The 17,578-nt window shown below is 68.0% G+C and carries 13 protein-coding genes and 1 tRNA gene; 8 read left to right on the top strand and 6 right to left on the bottom strand.

Annotation, left to right across the window (positions count from 1 at the left end; all coding sequences use genetic code 11):
- Positions 1-10: 10 nt before the first annotated feature.
- Together ACZ5Z0_RS06430 and ACZ5Z0_RS06425 are read right to left on the bottom strand one after the other, a co-directional pair.
- A complete protein-coding gene (locus tag ACZ5Z0_RS06430; RefSeq protein WP_138770239.1) occupies positions 11-1,042 on the bottom strand; it encodes a LacI family DNA-binding transcriptional regulator in 1,032 nt (343 codons plus the stop codon).
- Between the two features lie 2 nt (positions 1,043-1,044).
- Positions 1,045-2,781 (bottom strand): glycoside hydrolase family 13 protein, encoded by a 1,737-nt coding sequence (locus ACZ5Z0_RS06425; RefSeq protein ID WP_464110378.1) that lies wholly within the window; start codon positions 2,779-2,781, stop codon positions 1,045-1,047.
- A 324-nt stretch (positions 2,782-3,105) separates the two neighbouring features.
- On the opposite strand from ACZ5Z0_RS06425, the gene ACZ5Z0_RS06420 reads away from it, so the two are divergent.
- The 5 genes from ACZ5Z0_RS06420 to ACZ5Z0_RS06400 all read left to right on the top strand — a co-directional run bounded on the left by ACZ5Z0_RS06420 (position 3,106) and on the right by ACZ5Z0_RS06400 (position 10,448).
- On the top strand, positions 3,106-4,404 hold the full coding sequence (locus tag ACZ5Z0_RS06420; RefSeq protein WP_464110739.1) for a sugar ABC transporter substrate-binding protein: 1,299 nt from the start codon (positions 3,106-3,108) through the stop codon (positions 4,402-4,404).
- Between the two features lie 133 nt (positions 4,405-4,537).
- On the top strand, positions 4,538-6,190 hold the full coding sequence (locus ACZ5Z0_RS06415) for an ABC transporter permease subunit (protein WP_464110377.1): 1,653 nt from the start codon (positions 4,538-4,540) through the stop codon (positions 6,188-6,190).
- The gene (locus tag ACZ5Z0_RS06410; protein ID WP_464110376.1) at positions 6,187-7,152 is read left to right on the top strand and encodes a sugar ABC transporter permease; all 966 of its coding nucleotides are present in this window, start codon (positions 6,187-6,189) and stop codon (positions 7,150-7,152) included. The genes ACZ5Z0_RS06415 and ACZ5Z0_RS06410 overlap by 4 nt, the downstream gene beginning before the upstream one ends.
- A gap of 2 nt (positions 7,153-7,154) precedes the next feature.
- Positions 7,155-9,029: a glycoside hydrolase family 13 protein gene (locus ACZ5Z0_RS06405; protein WP_464110375.1), complete on the top strand. Its 1,875-nt coding sequence runs from the start codon at positions 7,155-7,157 to the stop codon at positions 9,027-9,029.
- 48 nt (positions 9,030-9,077) lie between these two features.
- Entirely contained in the window at positions 9,078-10,448 is a 1,371-nt protein-coding gene (locus tag ACZ5Z0_RS06400) for an FAD-binding oxidoreductase (protein ID WP_464110374.1), read from the top strand.
- Positions 10,449-10,560: 112 nt separating this feature from the next.
- On the opposite strand, the gene ACZ5Z0_RS06395 is transcribed toward ACZ5Z0_RS06400, so the two are convergent.
- Together ACZ5Z0_RS06395 and ACZ5Z0_RS06390 are read right to left on the bottom strand one after the other, a co-directional pair.
- Entirely contained in the window at positions 10,561-11,973 is a 1,413-nt protein-coding gene (locus tag ACZ5Z0_RS06395; protein ID WP_138770232.1) for a DUF4032 domain-containing protein, read from the bottom strand.
- A gap of 106 nt (positions 11,974-12,079) precedes the next feature.
- Positions 12,080-13,162 carry an ABC transporter ATP-binding protein gene (locus ACZ5Z0_RS06390; RefSeq protein WP_464110373.1) on the bottom strand — a complete coding sequence of 361 codons (1,083 nt, stop codon included), beginning with the start codon at positions 13,160-13,162 and terminating at the stop codon, positions 12,080-12,082.
- Between the two features lie 258 nt (positions 13,163-13,420).
- Here ACZ5Z0_RS06390 and ACZ5Z0_RS06385 point away from each other — a divergent pair, with 258 nt between their 5' ends.
- The gene (locus ACZ5Z0_RS06385) at positions 13,421-13,822 is read left to right on the top strand and encodes a VOC family protein (protein WP_464110372.1); all 402 of its coding nucleotides are present in this window, start codon (positions 13,421-13,423) and stop codon (positions 13,820-13,822) included.
- A gap of 71 nt (positions 13,823-13,893) precedes the next feature.
- Here ACZ5Z0_RS06385 and otsB read toward each other — a convergent pair whose 3' ends face one another.
- Both otsB and ACZ5Z0_RS06375 read right to left on the bottom strand, forming a co-directional pair.
- On the bottom strand, positions 13,894-14,706 hold the full coding sequence (otsB, locus tag ACZ5Z0_RS06380; protein ID WP_464110371.1) for a trehalose-phosphatase: 813 nt from the start codon (positions 14,704-14,706) through the stop codon (positions 13,894-13,896).
- Positions 14,696-16,225, bottom strand: coding sequence for an alpha,alpha-trehalose-phosphate synthase (UDP-forming) (locus ACZ5Z0_RS06375; RefSeq protein WP_464110370.1), 1,530 nt, complete (start codon positions 16,223-16,225; stop codon positions 14,696-14,698). The genes otsB and ACZ5Z0_RS06375 overlap by 11 nt, the downstream gene beginning before the upstream one ends.
- A gap of 179 nt (positions 16,226-16,404) precedes the next feature.
- On the opposite strand from ACZ5Z0_RS06375, the gene ACZ5Z0_RS06370 reads away from it, so the two are divergent.
- Together ACZ5Z0_RS06370 and ACZ5Z0_RS06365 are read left to right on the top strand one after the other, a co-directional pair.
- Entirely contained in the window at positions 16,405-17,295 is an 891-nt protein-coding gene (locus ACZ5Z0_RS06370) for a DsbA family protein (RefSeq protein WP_464110369.1), read from the top strand.
- 160 nt (positions 17,296-17,455) lie between these two features.
- Positions 17,456-17,532, top strand: a tRNA-Thr gene (locus ACZ5Z0_RS06365).
- The last annotated feature ends 46 nt before the right edge of the window (positions 17,533-17,578 follow it).

The following is a 17,578-nucleotide window of genomic DNA, read 5'->3' as shown; positions in this document are numbered from 1 at the left end:
TGCAGTACAGCTAGCGCAGGGGAGCGGCGTCGACCGGGGGAACGGCGGTACTGGAACGGATCACGAAACTGGTCGGATATTCGGTGTCCGCCGCCGCGGTGTCCGTGCCGCCGTCGAGCCCTGCCAGCAGCCGTCGGACCGCCATGGCGCCCTGGCCCCGGGGATCCTGGTCGATGGTCGTCAGGCCGAACAGCTCACCCAGTTCGTGGCCGTCGATGCCGATGACCGACAGGTCGTAGGGAACGCGGAGCCCGAAGTCGCGGGCGGCGAGGATGGTGCCGATCGCCATCTCGTCGGACGCGGCGAAAACCGCGGTGGGCCGCTCCGGGGAACTGCCCAGCAGCTGCCGCGCACTGGCGTAGGCGCCCTGGATGGTGAAGTCGGCGGAGACCAGCCATTCCGGACGAATGGGCAGGCCGGCGTCCCGCATGGCCTTGGTGAAACCGCCCTGGCGGGTGCCCGGCAGCCGGAAGTCCTTCTCGTACGCCGCATCGCCGGTCATATGCGCGATCCTGCTGTGGCCGAGCTGGATCAGGTGCCGGGCCGCGGCTTCGGCGATGCCCGAATCGTTGATCCGGATCGTCGAGGCGCCCGGCAGGGGCCCGCCGATCCCGACGATGGGCCGGTGGATGGCAAGCAGTTGCTGGATCTCGGCCTCGCTGAGCTCCAGGGACACGGCGATGACCGCGTCCACGCGCTTGCGCAGCAGGAAGTCGTTCAGGACGCTGTGCCGGCGCTCCTCGCCCTCACTGACGTTATAGAGCGTGAGGTCGTAGCCGGCGTCCAGCAGGGTCGCGGAGACGCCCTCCACCACCGAGGAGAAGAACCAGCGGTGCACGGAGGGAACCACGACGCCGACGTTGTGGTTCCGCCCGGACGCCAGGCTGGAGGCGTGGTAGGAGAGCACAAACCCCAGTTCGGCCGCGGCTGCCTGGGCACGCTCGCGGCTCTGGGTTGAGACGTTGCCCTTGCCGCTCAAGGCGCGCGAAACGGTGGCGATGGAGAGGCCGGCCCGTTCCGCGACGTCCTTGATGCCGGGCATTTTCAGCTCTCCGTGTCCTCGATGTAGATATCCAGCCAAACAGTTTCACCTGAGCTTAACCGATGGGTAGCCCCGTCCGGTTCCGACGACGCGGCGCTGCGCAGCAGCACCTCGCCGGCGGGCAGTTCGACGGAATCCGGCCCGACGTTCATCAGCACCGCGGTGGTGCCGTTCAGGTAGGCCAGCGACGTGTCCGTGCACCAGTCCTCGAGCCAGGCGAGGGAGCCCTCGCCCAGGCCGAGCTCGCGCCGGAGTCCCAGCATCCGCCGGTACAGGTTCAGGTGCGACGACGGCGACGCGGCCTGGGCGTCGCGGGCCAGCCCCGCGAAGCTCGCGGGCTGGGGCAGCCAGGGGTCGGCTCCGGCGCCGAAACCCGCGTGGGCTTCGGCGGAACGCCACGGCAGCGGAACCCGACAGCCGTCCCGGCCCAGCCGCTCGCCGCCGGTGCGCCCGAAGGTGGGGTCCTGGCGCTGGTGGTCCGGGATGTCGATGCCGTCGGGCAGCCCGAGCTCTTCGCCCTGGTAGAGGTAGGCGCCGCCGGGCAGGCCCAGCATGAACATCGAGGCCGCGGCCGCGCGGGAGCGACCGAGCTCCTCGTCCGGCTGCACATCGGACGGGCCGATGCCGTCGCCGTCGCGGGGCGCCGGACCGTTGTAGCCGAAGCGGGTCGCGTGCCGGACGACGTCGTGGTTGGACAGCACCCAGGTGCTGGGGGCTCCGACGGCGTCCAGGGCGGTCAGCGAGTCCGTGATGACTCCGCGCATGCGGTGCACGTCCAGGCCGGCGTGAAGGTACGGGAAGTTGAAGGCCTGGTGCATCTCGTCCGGGCGGACCCAGTCGGCCAGCCGGGGGAGCGGGTCCACGTTGGCCTCGGCGCAGAGGATGCGGTCGGGACCATATTCGGCCAGGATCCGGCGCCAGGTGCGGTAGATGTCGTGCAGCGCGGGCTGGCCGAACATCGGGGCCTCGTGCCCGGGGAAGCCGTGCGAGCTGTTGCCGTCGGCGCGGCCGCCCCACTCCGGCAGGCCCGGGGCCTTGACGAGCGCGTGCGCCACGTCGACGCGGAAGCCGGAGACGCCGCGGTCGAGCCAGAAGCGCAGGACGCGCTCAAACTCGGCGTGGACGGCGTCGTTGTCCCAGTTGAAGTCGGGCTGGGAGGTGTCGAACAGGTGCAGGTACCACTGGCCGGGAGTTCCGTCCGGTTCGGTGATCCGGGTCCAGGCCGGTCCGCCGAAGTGAGACTGCCAGTTGTTCGGCGGCTCGTCGCCGGACTCGCCGCGGCCGTCCCGGAAGATGAACATGTCCCGCTCCGGGCTGCCCGCGGGGGCGGCCAGCGCCGCCTGGAACGCGGTGTGCTGGTCCGAGCAGTGGTTGGGCACCAGGTCCACGATCAGCCGCAGGCCGAGGCGGGTGGCCTCGGCCATCATCGCGTCGAAGTCGGCCAGGGTGCCAAACAGCGGATCGACGTCGCAGTAGTCGCTGACGTCGTAGCCGGCATCGCGCTGCGGGGAGCGGTAGAACGGCGAGAGCCAGACGGCGTCGATGTCCAGCTCCGCGAGCTGGGGCAGTTCGGCGGTGATGCCGGCAAGGTCGCCGACGCCGTCGCCGTTCAGGTCCCGGAACGAACGCGGGTACACCTGGTAAATGACGGCGGAACGCCACCATCCGGGCGTGTGGTCTGCGGCATGCACCAGGGTCAACGGGCTGGCCAGGGCGGAGAGGACTGAATCAACGGACATGCCGGTAATCGTAAGGCCCCCACACCGAAATTGAAAACGCTTCCAGTTGCCGCGCGCCGCGGTGCCGAATTCACCCTCCCCGCCGAATCCCCGGCCAAAGACGGCATCCGGGCCCTGTCTGCGCGGGTTCTCGGAATCCCCGGGAACACGGCCGTGGTCGGCAGGCGACGACACGCCCCGCTAGAATGACTTTCCAAAGCGTGCATCACCGTGTAGCTTGGAAGCGCTTGCAGCTGTGAGCCACATCACCGACGATGCCACCGGGCCCGAATCCTACCGATCGGGCCCAACGCGTGGATGCAGGATTTCATGAAAGGGACACCAATGAAGGTGCAGAACACCCTCACAACCGGGACCAGCCGCCGGGTCTTCACGGCCGGCGCGCTCTCCGTGGCCGCGGCGCTGGCACTGAGTGCCTGCGGCGGCGCGGCAGCCACCGCCCCGGCCACGGCCACCGCGAAGCCGGACCTCAAGTCCGCCGGCGCAGCCACGATCACCATGTGGGTCGACGCCGAGCGCTCGCCCGCGCTGAAGGACATCACCGCGAAGTTCCAGGCTGACACCGGAATCGAAGTAAAGCTCGTGGTCAAGGACTTCGCGGCAGTCCGCGACGACTTCATCACCCAGGTTCCCACCGGCAAGGGCCCGGACCTCATCGTCGGCCCGCACGACTGGGTAGGCAAGTTCGTCCAGAACGGCGTGATCGCCCCCGTCGAGCTCGGCGACAAGAAGGCCGCCTTCCAGGATTCCTCCATCAAGGCCATGACCTACAACGGTTCGGTCTACGGCGTTCCCTACGCGATCGAGAACATCGCGCTGCTGCGCAACACCGCGATCGTGTCCGACGCGGCCAAGACCATGGACGAGGTCATCGCCAACGGCAAGAAGGCCGTCGCCGACGGCAAGGCCAAGTTCCCGTTCCTCGTCGGTATGGACCCGAAGCAGGGCGACCCGTACCACCTGTACCCGCTGCAGTCCTCGATGGGCTCGCAGGTCTTCGGCAAGGCTTCCGACGGCGGCTACGACCCGAAGCAGCTCCTCATCGGCGATGCCGCCGGCGTCGACTTTGCCAAGAAGCTGGCCGCCTGGGGCGACGCCGGCGAGAAGATCATCAACTCCAACATCACCGGTGACATCGCCAAGGAGAAGTTCCTGGCCGGCGAGTCCCCGTACTTCCTGACCGGCCCGTGGAATGTCCCGGACGTGCAGAAGAAGGGCATCAAGTTCGCTGTCGACGCACTGCCCACCACGGGCAGCCAGCCGGCGCAGCCGTTCATCGGTGTCAACGGCTTCTTCATCAGTGCCAAGAGCGCCAACGCGCTGGCCACCAACGAGTTCGTGACCAACTACCTCACCTCCGAGGCGGCCCAGGACTCCATGTACAAGGCAGGCGGCCGCCCGCCGGCACTCAAGTCCTCCTTCGAAAAGGCTGCAAGCGACCCGGTTGTCGCAGCGTTCGGCAAGATCGGCGCCACCGGCGTTCCGATGCCGGCCATCCCGGAAATGAGCGCCGTCTGGGCTGACTGGGGAGCCACCGAGCTCTCCCTCATCAAGGGCCAGGGCGACCCCGCCGCTGACTGGGCCAAGATGGCGGCCAGCATCAAGACCAAAATCGGGGGCTAGCCCCCGCGCCGGTTCCTGACGCCTCGAGACGTGCGAGCAGCGCCAGGAACCGGCCAGCACCGGGCCGGGCGGCATCAAACCGCCCGGCCCGTTCCTGCATCACCCCAGCTTCCCCCAAGGACTGAAGACAGCTATGCCAGAAACTGAACTCCGCGAGGGCCCCGGCCCCGACGCCGCGCCGGCAGCCAAGATCGCCGGCCCCTCCGTCCTCGGAAGGCAGCGCGGCAGCTCCCGCCGCCGTTTCGGCCCGGACGGCACCAAGGGAACCATCGCCAAAATCGTCCTGCTGGGCCTCGTGGATGCCGTGGCCGTCTACGTCCTGATGATGCTGTTCTTCAGCCACTCCTGGATGGTCCTGGCCGTCTCCGCCGTCGTCGTGCTGGCCATCAACTGGATCTACCTGCGCAAGGGCGGCCTGCCCGCGAAGTACCTCGCGCCCGGCGTGCTGTTCCTGCTGGTCTTCCAGGTCTTTGTGGTCCTGTTCAGCGGCTATATCGCCTTCACCAACTACGGCGACGGCCACAACAGCACCAAGGATGACGCGATCGCGGCCATCCAGCTCACGGCCCAGAAGCGCGTGCCCGACTCGCCGGCCTACAAGGCCGCCGTGCTCGCCAAAGACAACTCCTTCTACCTGCTCTTCACCGCCCCGGACGGCAAGGTCTCGCTCGGCAGCACCGACACCCCGCTGAAAAGCGTCGACGCTGCCGGCAAGGACTCCACCGGCAAGGCCAATGCCCTGGACGGCTACCGGACCCTGAACTTCCAGGAAATCGTGGCCAACCAGCAGCAGATCCTGGGCATCACCGTCCCGGTCTCCTCCGACCCGGCCGACGGCACGCTGCGCACCGCCGACGGCAGCAACGCCTACCAGTTCAAACCGGCCCTGAAGTACGACGCCGCCGCGGACACCTTCACCGACACCGACAGCGGCGCCGTCTACCGCGACAACGGCAAGGGCGCCTTCGCCGCGGACAACGGCGCGACGCTGTCCACCGGCTGGAAGATCGACGTCGGCATGGAAAACTTCGCCCGCGCGTTCACCGACCCGAGCCTGCGCGGTCCGCTCCTGGGCGTGATCCTCTGGACGTTCACCTTCGCGCTCGCCTCGGTCGCCCTGACCTTCGCCCTGGGCCTCTTCCTGGCCATCACGTTCAACCGCGAGGACCTCAAGGGCAAGAAGGTCTACCGGATCCTGATGATCCTGCCCTACGCCTTCCCCGCCTTCCTCACCGGCCTCGTCTGGTCCGGCATCCTTAACCCGGAGTTCGGCTGGCTCAACCAGACCCTGCTCGGCGGAGCCTCCATCGGCTGGCTCACCCACCCGGTGCTGGCCAAGATCAGCGTGCTGGTGGTCAACCTCTGGCTGGGCTACCCCTACATGTTCCTCGTCTGCACCGGGGCCCTGCAGTCGGTTCCCAGCGAGCTGGACGAGGCAGCCCGGATGGACGGCGCCGGGCCGTGGCGGGTATTCCGTTCGATCAAGCTGCCGCTGCTGTTGGTCTCGATCGCGCCGCTGCTGATCTCGTCCTTCGCCTTCAACTTCAACAACTTCAACGTGATCTTCATGCTCACCGGCGGCGGTCCCCGCTTCGCGGACACCAACCGGGACATCGGAGCCACCGACATCCTGATCACCCTGGTGTACAAGGTGGCGTTCGGACAGGGAACCGGCCGTGACTACGGCCTGGCCAGCGCCCTGGCCATCATCATCTTCATCATCGTGGCCACCGTATCGGCCATCAGCTTCAAGCAGACCAAGGCACTCGAGGACGTGAACTCATGAACGGGTCAGCACCGCGCACCGCTCCGGCGGCACCCACCACGGACCACCCGAGCGCCGCGGGGGGCACCACCGACGTCGACTACCTCAAGTCGCTGCACCGCCGGCGCCCGTTCGGGGCCTGGTTCAAGGACAAGGGCTGGCGCCACCTGGTCGGCATTGTCGTCACCATCTTCGCCGTCTTCCCGCTGCTGTACGTGCTCTCGGCGGCTCTCAACTCCACCGGCACGCTGGTGGGATCCAACGCCCTGTTCAGCAAGATCGACCTCGGCAACTTCGCGGCGCTGTTCAACATCCCCTCCCGGCCCTTTGCCCGCTGGTTCCTCAACACCCTGGTGGTGGGCGGCGTGACCTCCGCCGCCACGGTGTTCCTCGGCGCGATGGCCGCCTACGCGTTCTCCCGGATGCGCTTCACCGGCCGCCGCGTGGGCCTGCTGAGCCTGCTCCTGCTGCAGATGTTCCCGCAGCTGCTGGCGGTCGTCGCCATCTTCCTGCTGCTCAGCGGCATCTCCGAAGTCATCCCGGCACTGGGCCTGGGCAGCCAGCTGGGCCTGATCATGGTCTACCTGGGCGGCGCCCTCGGCGTGAACACCTACCTGATGTACGGCTTCTTCAACACCGTGCCGCAGTCCCTGGACGAGGCCGCCAAGATCGACGGCGCCAGCCACACCCAGATCTTCTTCGGCATCATCATGCGCCTGGTCACCCCGATCCTGGCGGTCGTGGGACTGCTGACCTACATAGCCATCTCCGGTGAATTCGTGATTGCGTCCGTGGTGCTCACCGACCCGGACAGCCAGACCCTGGCCGTCGGCCTCTACTCCTTCGTGGCGCAGCAGCGTTCCGAAAACTGGGGCGTGTTCGCCGCCGGCGCCGTGATCTCCGCCCTGCCGGTGATGGCGCTGTTCCTGTTCCTGCAGCGCTACATCGTCAGCGGGCTGACGGCGGGCTCGGTGAAGGGCTAGGCATGCCGGGGGCGCACACGCCGGGGCCGCTTCCGCACCACGACGGCTCGGGGCTGCACGCCCCGCAGAAGGCGGCACTCGGGGAGGCCGCCCGGCTCCGGCTCCGCATCCCCGAGCCGTGGGGCCACGCGAGCCGGGTCTGGCTTCGCTCCGTGCACGACGGCGAACCCCGGTACACGGCCGCCGCCAGCCTCGGCGTGGCCGATGGCTGGGCCTGGTGGGAAGCGGAGCTGGCCGTCACCAACCCGGTGGCCCGCTACCGCTTCCTGATCGAGGCCGGTCAGCGGTACTGGAGCCTCAACGCTCAGGGCCTCTTCAGCCGGGACGTCTCCGACTACGCCGACTTCCGGCTGACGACCTTCCCGGCCGCCCCGCAGTGGCTGCGCCAAGGCACGATGTACCAGATCTTCCCGGACCGCTTCGCCCGCTCGTCCGCCGGACAAAACCCGGCCGCGGCGCACCCGGCACCGGACTGGGCCGTCCCCTGCGACTGGGACACCACGGAGGTGCAGGGCGCCTCCGCGCAGACGCCCGTGCAGTTCTACGGCGGCGACCTGCACGGCATCACCGAGCACCTGGACCACATCCAGGCCCTCGGGGCGGACATCATCTACCTGACGCCGTTCTTCCCGGCGCGCTCCAACCACCGCTACGACGCCTCCACCTTTGCCACGGTGGACCCGCTGCTCGGCGGCGATGAAGCCCTGGTGGAGCTCGTGGAGGCGGCGCACGCCCGCGGCCTGAAGGTGATGGGCGACCTCACAGCGAACCACTCCGGCGACGCGCACGAATGGTTCCAGCGGGCCCTGGCCGCCCCCGGCTCCGAGGAAGCCGGCTACTACTACTTCAACGCGGACCACAGCAGCTACGAGGCCTGGTACGGCGTGCCCTCGCTGCCCAAGCTGAACTGGGCATCGGCCGGTCTGCGGGACAAATTCGTCCTGGCCGACGATTCCCCGGTGGCCCGCTGGCTCCGTCCGCCGTTCAACCTCGACGGCTGGCGGATCGACGTCGGCAACATGACCGGGCGGCTTGGGGCAACCGACCTCAACCAGGAGGTCGCCCGGCTGATCGCCGACCGGGTCCGGGAAATCAATCCGGACGCGGCGCTGCTGGCCGAAGCGACCAACGACGCCGCCCCGGACTTCAGCGGCGAGCACTGGCACGGGGCCATGACGTACTCCAACTTCACCCGGCCGCTGTGGGCCTGGCTCGCCGGCGATGCCGGGCACGTCAACTTCTTCGGCACGCCTCTGCCGGGGCCGAACCGGATGGACGCGGAGGACTTCCTCGCCACGCATCAGGACCTGGCCGCTGCGTTCAGCTGGGACGTCCGGCAGCAGAACATGAACGCCCTGAACAGCCACGACACCGCCCGGGCGGCCACGGTCATGATCGACGGCGGCCAGCGGCTGGGCGCCGTACTGATGTTCACCCTCCCCGGCGTCCCGGTGCTGTTCGCGGGCGACGAGTTCGGGCTCAAGGGCGATAACGGCGAGTTCTCCCGGACCCCCATGCCCTGGACCGACCCCGGCCGGATCCTGACCGACCTCCGCGGCACCTACGCCGCACTCACCGCGCTGCGCCGGGACCAGCCGGCGCTCACCGGCGGCGGAATCCGCTGGCTGCACGCGCAGGGGGATGCGCTGGCCTTCATCCGGGAAACCCCGGACAACGCGGTGCTGGTGATGGTGGCCCGGGCCGCCGCAGACGTGCACCTCACCGCCGGGCTGCTCTCCGACGGCCAGCTCGATGCGCTCTCCCGGCCGCCGGCCTTCGCCGTCGGAGACATTGCTGCGGCCGGGGCACGCCTCCGTGCCGGCGGCCCCGCGGCCGCCGCCTGGGTGCTCCCCGGAGTCACGGTGCCGGCACCCTAGACTGAAGGCCACAACTGACGGCCGGATTCGACGGAGAACTGGAGAGCCATGCGCAGCATTGTCGAGGAGCTGACGTCCGCCCTGGGCACCGAGAAAATCGCCCTGGATGAGGCGACCCTGACCGGCTATGCCGTGGACCAGGCGCCCGTGCTGGACTACCAGCTCCCGCAGGCCGTGGTCCTCGCCGAATCCGTGGCCGACGTCCAGGCTGCCGTCCGGGCCTGCGCCGCCCGCCGGGTGCCGTTGGTGGCCCGCGGTGCCGGTACCGGGGTGTCCGGCGGCGCCCACGCCAGCGAGGGCTGCGTGGTGCTGAGCCTGGAACGGATGAACCGCATCCTGGAGCTCAACCCGGACGACGAGACCGCCGTCGTCGAACCCGGCGTCATCAACGCGGACCTCAACGCCGCCGCCGCGGTGCACGGCCTGATGTACGCACCCGATCCGGCCAGCTACAGAATCTCCACCATCGGCGGCAACGTCGCCACCAACGCCGGCGGGCTGCGCTGCGCGAAGTACGGGGTGACCCGGGACTCGGTGCTGGCGCTCGACGTCGTGCTCGCGGACGGTTCGCTCATCCACAGCGGGCACCAGACCTTCAAGGGCGTGGCAGGCTACGACCTCACCGGGCTGTTCGTGGGGTCGGAGGGGACCCTCGGGATCGTCGTCGGGGTCACGGTGCGGCTGAAGTACCTGCCGCGGGAGGTCCACACCATCGCGGCCTTCTACCCGGACTTCCGCAGCGCCGCGGCCGGGGTCCTCGCGGTGGGCCGCGCACGGGTCCAGCCGGCCATCATGGAACTGCTCGACGATGGCACCCTCGCCCGGCTCGATGCGCTCCACGGCTCGAACCTGGCCTCCCGGGGCGCCTCGCTGCTGCTGATCCAGACCGACGGTTTCGGCGCCGAGGCGGAGGCGGCCGCGATCCGGCCGCTGCTGGCCGCCGGCGGGGCCGTGGTGACCATGGAGGCGAACGCCGAAGCGGAGCAGCTCGTGGAATTGCGCCGCAACAGCCGCGGCGTGGAGGTCGACGACGAATACCGGGTGGGTGAGGACGTCGCCGTGCCGCGCTCGCGGCTGGTGGACTACGTCGAAGAGCTTGAGGCCATGGCCGTGCGGCACGAGGTCAAGCTCAAGGTGGTGGCGCACGCCGGCGACGGCAACCTGCACCCCACCTTCTGGGTGGACCGGACCGGCGACGCGGTGGATGCCGCGGCCATGGAGCGGCTAGGCGCCGCCCTGGACGATTCCGTCACGGTGGCCCTGGCGATGGGCGGCACCATCACAGGGGAGCACGGCGTGGGGCAGTACAAGCTGCGCTGGCTGGGGCTGGAGCAGAAGGAACCGGTACGGGAACTGCAGCGCCGGATCAAGGAGCTCTTCGACCCGGCCGGCATCCTGAATCCAGGCAAAGCGATTTAGCCCGGGCGTGCTGGAATCGCGTCTGCCCAACTGACTCGCAGTTAAGGCCGTTTTCATCGCTGAAAACGGCTTTAACTGCGAGCTAGTTGCGTCCGTGCGGGTGCGGGGTGCCCTAGTCGTCCGCGTCCGGGTACTCCTCGGCCGACTCGTCATCGCCGTAGCGGGACTCCTCGGTTTCCACTTCGAGGATCTTCAGCAGCTCGGTGTCCGGGTTGAGCATGATCGCGGCCTCGTCCCGGCGGTGCCGGAGCTCGGAGTCGATGTAGGACTGCACGGCCTCGGCCAGCGGGATGTGCCGGTTCTCCTTCTCGGACATGTACCAGCGGTGCTCCAGGATCTCGTGCACGGCTTCCGCCGGCTCCAGCTTCCCGGACAGGTCCCGGGGGATTGAGCGGACGATCGGCTCGAAGATCTGGCTTACCCAGAGGTGCGCGCTGTATTCCTCGTCCATGCCCGGGTTGTTATCTGCCCGGAAGGAGTCCATGTCGTTGAGCAGCCGCCGGGCCTGGTTTTCCTGGGCGTCCAGGCCGGTCAGGCGCAGCAGGCGCCGCTGGTGGTGCCCGGCGTCGACCACTTTGGGCTGCAGCTGGATGGTGGAGCCGTTCTGGGTGGTCTTGATGGCGTATTCCTCGACGTCGAAGCCGAGTTCGTTGAGCCGCCGGATGCGGGCGGCCACGCGCCAGCGTTCGCCGATCTCGAAAGACTCCTTCTCGGTCAGCTCGGTCCAGAGCCGCCGGTAGCTCTCCATGATCAGCTCGCTGGTGGCAACAGGATCTACCTTCTCCTCGATCAGGCCGCCGTCGAGCAGGTCCATCAGTTCGCCGGCGATGTTCACCCGGGCAATTTCCAGGTCGTACTCGCGCTGGCCGGTGGACAGGTCCGGGTACAGCTCGCCGGTTTCGGCGTCAACGAGGTAGGCGGCGAAAGCGCCGGCGTCGCGGCGGAACAGGGTGTTGGAGAGGGACACATCGCCCCAGTAGAAGCCGATGAGGTGCAGCCGGACCAGCAGCAGGGCCTGCGCGTCGATCAGGCGCGTCAGGGTGTCCTTGCGCAGCATCTGGGAAAACAGCGCGCGGTAGGGCATAGAGAACTTCAGGTGCCGGGTGACCAACACGGGGTTCAGCGGCCGGCCCTCGGGGGTGGTGCGGCCGGTGATGACCGCCACCGGCTCCACGCAGGGGACGTCCAGGCGGGCGAGCTTGCGGAGCATGTGGTACTCGTGCCGGGCAATGTGCTCCGAGGTCTCCTTGATGGCGATCACGGACCCGCCGAGGTGGGCGAACCGCACGATGTGCCGGGAGATGCCACGGGGGAGCGCGGCGAGGTACTCCGCCGGCCAGTCCTCCAGCGCGATGTGCCAGGGCAGGTCCAGCAGCTCGGGCTCCGTGGCGGCGGCCGTGATGCTCAGCGAACTGGAGACGGCCTTGTCGTCGTTGGCGCTGGCGGCCTCGTACCGGGGCAGCTTGCCGATCTGCCCGTAGTCAGTGGGTTCGTCGTGCCACTGGGCACCGTTGTCCTCGCTCATGAGCCAATTCTCCCGTACATGGGGGTACCGCGCCTAAAATCTGCCGCTTAACGGCCGACGGCGGCCCTCCCGGAGGAGGACCGCCGTCGGTCTCTAAGCCGGAACGTCAGTCGCCGAGGCGCAGGCCGGTCTTGGTGTCGAACAGGTGCACGTGGCCCGACTGCGGGCGGACCCAGACGGTCTCGCCCTTCATCGGGGGACGGCGGCCGTCGACGCGGGCCACGATGTCGTGGCTCTTGCCGTCCAGGGTGGTGTGGCCGTAGACATAGGCGTCGGCGCCGAGTTCCTCGACGACGTCGACCTCCACCTGGAGGCCCTCGCCCTCAGGGGCGGTCTCGAGGTCTTCCGGACGGCTGCCCAGGGTGACGGTCTTGCCACTGGCCCCTTCGAGGACATCGTGCGGGACCGGGTAGATGGTGCCGCCGAACTGCACGCCGCCGTCGACGACGGGAAGCTCCAGCAGGTTCATCGCGGGGGAGCCGATGAAGCCGGCCACGAAGACGTTCTTGGGCTTGTCGTAGAGGTTGCGCGGGGTGTCCACCTGCATCAGCAGGCCGTCCTTGAGCACGGCGACGCGGTCACCCATGGTCATGGCTTCGACCTGGTCGTGGGTCACGTAGACGGTGGTGACGCCGAGGCGGCGGGTCAGGGATGCGATCTGCGTGCGGGTCTGCACGCGGAGCTTTGCATCAAGGTTGGACAGCGGCTCGTCCATCAGGAAGACCTGCGGGTTACGCACGATCGCGCGGCCCATGGCGACACGCTGGCGCTGGCCGCCGGAGAGGGCCTTCGGCTTGCGGTCGAGGTACGGCTCGAGGTCCAGCAGCTTGGCGGCCTCACGGACACGCTCGGCGCGCTCTTCCTTGCTGACGCCGGCGATCTTCAGCGCGAAGCCCATGTTGTCCGCCACCGTCATGTGCGGGTACAGGGCGTAGTTCTGGAAGACCATGGCGATGTCGCGGTCCTTCGGCGGGACGTCGGTGACATCGCGGTCGCCAATCAGAATCCGGCCGGAGTTGACGTCCTCCAGGCCTGCGAGCATACGCAGGGAGGTGGACTTTCCGCAGCCGGAGGGTCCAACGAGGACCAGGAACTCGCCGTCGGCGATTTCAATGTTGAGCTTGTCAACAGCGGGCTTCTCTGTGCCCGGGTACAGACGCGTAGCGTTATCAAAAGTAACTGTAGCCACAGTTATCAATCCCTTCACCGGCAGGTACGTGCCGGACGATCCGTAGTGAATGGTTCTTTATATTCAGTTGTGGCATCCGGAGGTGGATGCGCATGCTCCCCGGCCGAAGCCGAGGAGCATCCAATGACGCCGCACGGTAGTTGTGCGCCACATCACATACAGAGTATGTCAGATTTTTGGTTTTGGGGCTAAAAGGTTACGGATCTCACAGGTGGGGTCGGTCACAGAGGGTCCGATCCGGCTGTGTATGCTGTGCGCATGACGGCCCTGCAGATCTATGTCAGTTTCCCCGGCACGGCGCGCGAAGCACTCGGCTTCTACGCGGACATTTTCGGCGGGGAGCTGGCCTTGTTCACGTACGAGGAGTTCCACCGCACCGACGGCCCGCCGGATGCCATCGCCCACGGCCAGCTGAACGGCGCCGTCGCCCTGGCGGGCTCGGATGCGGCGGCGGGCGAGAAAAGTGTCCGGTGCGAAGGCCTGATTCTCTCGCTGCTGGGGACCGCCGAGCCCGCCGTGCTGCACGAGTGGTTCGACAAGCTCGCCGTTGAGGGCAGGGTGATCGACCCCCTCGCCCCGAAGCCCTGGGGCGCGTCGGATGGCCAGGTCGTGGACCGTCACGGACTGCACTGGCTTATTGGCTACGAACTTGGGGCCTGACCCAACTAGGTCGCATTAGCCGCCGTTTTGAGGGCTGAAAACGGCACCTATTGCGGGTCAGTTGGGTGCGCTTAGCCGCCGACGGCCTTCCGGCGTTCGCGCAGCAGCGCCTCCAGAAACTCGGAGACGTGCGTGGGCGCCTCCACCCGGAACTCTGCCTGGGTGAAGTCCAGGCCCACCTTTACGCCCAGGTCCCCACGGATGAGGCTGCCCAGGGCGTCCTCGTCCGTGGTGTCATCGCCGGCGAACACGACGGCGGTGGCCCCGGTGGCCTGGCGGAGGAAGGAGATCCCCTCGCCCTTGGAGGCGTGGACGACGGAGGTCTCCAGCACGCGATTTCCAGTCTTGAGGAAGACACCCGGGCGGTCCTGCAGGGCGGCCTTGGCCGCCGCCACGGCGTCCTCGGCGACGTCGTTGGCGGCCAGCCGGGTGTGCAGCACGACGCCGGCTGGCTTGTCCTCGAGCAGGGTTCCGGGCGCTTGCTCCACGATCTCTGCCAGGATCCGGCGCACGTCGGCCAGCAGCTCCCGCTGGGCGTCTTCCAGCACGAGTTCGGTTGAGCCGGGGCCCAACCAGACCTCCGCGCCGTGGCTGCCGATCAGCAGCGTCTGCTCCGGGGGCGAGGCGACGGCCCGCAGGCTGTCCAGGGCGCGGCCGGAGATGAGCGCCGTCGTCGTCCGCGGAAGCTCAGCGAGGGCGGCGAAGGCCGCGGCGGAACGGGGCAGTGCCCGCGAGTCCGCCGCGTGGTCCACCAACGGGGCCATGGTGCCGTCGAAATCCATCGCGACCAGCAGTTCCTCGGTGCCGGCCACGCGGTGCACGGCCTCCAGCAGTTCGGGGGAGAGCGAGAGCGAGGTCGTGGCGGGGTCGTCGTCAGGAGTCATCGCGGACCACCTTTTCCTGCAGCGCGCGAAGGAAGTCAGCGGACCAGAGGTCGACGTCGTTGGTCAGGATCTGCTTGCGCATGGCGCGCATCCGTCGTGCGGCCTCGGCGGGCTGCATGTTGACCGCGCGCATGATGGTGTCCTTGAGCCCGTCGATGTCGTGCGGGTTCATCAGGAGGGCCTGCTTGAGCTGGTCCGCGGCGCCGGCGAATTCACTGAGCACCAGGGCGCCGTCGTTGTTCGTCCGGGCCGTGACATACTCCTTGGCGACCAGGTTCATGCCGTCGCGCAGGGCGGTGACGAGCATGACGTCGGCGGCCAGGTACAGCGCGACCATTTCCTCGATCGGGTAGCTGTGGTGCAGGTACCGGACGGCGGTGTTCTGCATCGTGTCGTAGGTGCCGTTGATGTGGCCGACGGTGCCCTCGACTTCCTCGCGCAGCAGGCGGTACTGTTCGACCCGCTCGCGGCTGGGGCTGGCCACCTGGATCAGGGACGCGTCCTCCACCGTGACTTTGCCGTCCTCCAGGAGTTCCTCGTAGGCCTTGAGCCGGTGCCGGATGCCCTTGGTGTAGTCCAGCCGGTCGACGCCGAGCAGGATCGTCTTGGGGTTGCCGAGGTCGCGCCGGATCTGCCGGGCACGCTCGATGATCTCCGGCTTGTGGGCCAGTTCGGTGATCTGTTTGACGTCGATGGAGATCGGGAACGACTGGGCGCGGGCAATGTGGGTGGTTTCGCCGTCGGCGCCCTTGACGTGGACCTGCTGCTGCTTGACGCTGGCGCCGAGGAAGCGGCGGGCGGAGCGCATGAAGTTCCCGGCGTCGCTGCTGCGCTGGAAGCCCACCAGGTCCGCGCCGAGCAGTCCGTCGATGATCGCGCGGCGCCACGGCAGTTGCGCGAAGATCTCCGGCGGCGGGAAGGGGATGTGGTTGAAGAAGCCGATCTTGAGGTCCGGGCGGGCCTCGCGGAGCATCTTGGGCACCAACTGAAGCTGGTAGTCCTGGACCCAGACAGTGGCGCCCTGCGCCGCGTGGCGGACGACGGCGTCGGCGAACCGCTTGTTGACCTTGCGGTACGAGTCCCACCAAGCGCGGTGGAACTCCGGCGGCGCAATCACGTCGTGGTAGAGCGGCCAGAGTGTGGCGTTGGAGAAGCCTTCGTAGAACAGCTCGATGTCCCGGGTGCTGAGCTGGACGGGGATGAGGTCGATGCCGCGGTGGCTGAAGGGCTCGAGGTGCTCGTCCGGGGCGCCGTGCCAGCCCACCCAGGCACCGTCGGTCTTGGTCATCATGGGGGCCAGCGCCGTCACGAGGCCGCCGGGGGAGCGGCGCCAGCCGTCCTCGCAGCCGGGCTCATCCGGGGAGCAGCGGTCCACGGGCAGACGGTTGGACACCACCATGAAATCGAACGTGTCGGCTGCTTCCGAAGCGCCCGGGTGCTTGTCCGCCGTCGACGGGGCGTCCTGCTCCCCGTCGGCTGTCTGTGCAGTGTGGTGCTCGGCGCTCTGGCTTGCTTGCATTGGTGCCCCCTGGGGTTGCTTGTGGCTCTGATCCACCCTAGCCGGGCGGAATCTTCTGTGCTATTCGCCCGTTAGGCACACGGAAGGAAACTTGAAGGCGCAAGCTCCCGGGTTTCTCCCCTAAAATGATGGAGTTGCCACCCAGTGGACCATCCCAGGCCGATCGACACGAGGAACTAATGAGCCCCGCAAACGAACCCCGTCAGTCCAAAGCGGAGCGCACCGCCGCGGCGCGCGAGAAAGCTCGTGAGATCCGCGAGGCGCAGCTGAAGAAGGAAAAGCGGAACAAGCTGCTGATCGGCTGGGGCATCGTGGCCGCGGTCGTCGCAATCATCGTGATTGTCGCCCTGGTGGTCACCTCGAACATCCAAAAGAACGCACCCATCGCTGATTCCGGTCCGACGCCGGCAAACGGCAACGTCAACGGCGGCGTGACGCTGCTGGCCAACACCGAGGTGGCAAAGTCGGCGCCGGCCACCGTCAAGCTCGCGGACGTGCCGTCCGCCCCCGCTACGCCGCCGGCAGAGATCAAGGCGCCCGGAGCCGACGCCGAGGCCGGAAAGCCGGTCAAGGTGGTCCTCTACATCGACTTCATCTGCCCGGTGTGCAAGAACTTTGAGGCGCAGTACAACCAGACCCTCACCAAGCTCCGCAACGACGGCAAGATCACCGTCGAGTACCGGCCGCTGGGCTTCCTGGACAGCCGCTCCAGCACGAACTACTCCTCGCGGGCAGCCAACGCCGCGGCCTGCGTGGTGAATGAGTCCCCGGAGAAGTACTCGGACTTCGTCGACGCACTGTTCGCCAAGCAGCCGGCCGAGGGCAGCGCGGGCCTCTCCGACTCGGACTTGAAGAAGCTGGCCACCGACACCGGGGCCAAGAGCATCGACAAGTGCGTGGATGACAAGACCTACCGCCCGTACGTGAAGTACACGACCCAGCAGGCTGCGGCGATCGGCGTCACCGGAACGCCTACCGTCTTTGTCGAGGGCAAGCAGTGGGGCAAGGGCGACAGCGCCCAGACCCCGTTCGACCAGTACCTCCAGGCAGCGGTGGACGCCAAGAAGTAGCCGCCGCTCAACGGATGCAGCCCGGCCCCGGATTCGTCCGGGCCGGGCTGTCTCTCTTTCGGCAGGGTGCCGCATTTTTTACCGGCAGGCGTCTGTGGGCTACCCTTATCTAGCGCTTAGCGTCAGGCCCCTTGAGCGGCCCGACGACGACGGCGAAACTGCCTCCTTAGCTCAGTTGGCCAGAGCACCGCTCTTGTAAAGCGGGGGTCGTCGGTTCGAATCCGACAGGGGGCTCCACTGAACTCCTCCGTTCCGGCGATTCTGCCCGGGACGGAGGGGTTTT

It is taken from the genome of Arthrobacter sp. T2-23 (genome assembly GCF_055398325.1).
Note: the sequence above shows the minus strand (reverse complement) of the source record. Positions and strands in the feature narration are given on the sequence as shown.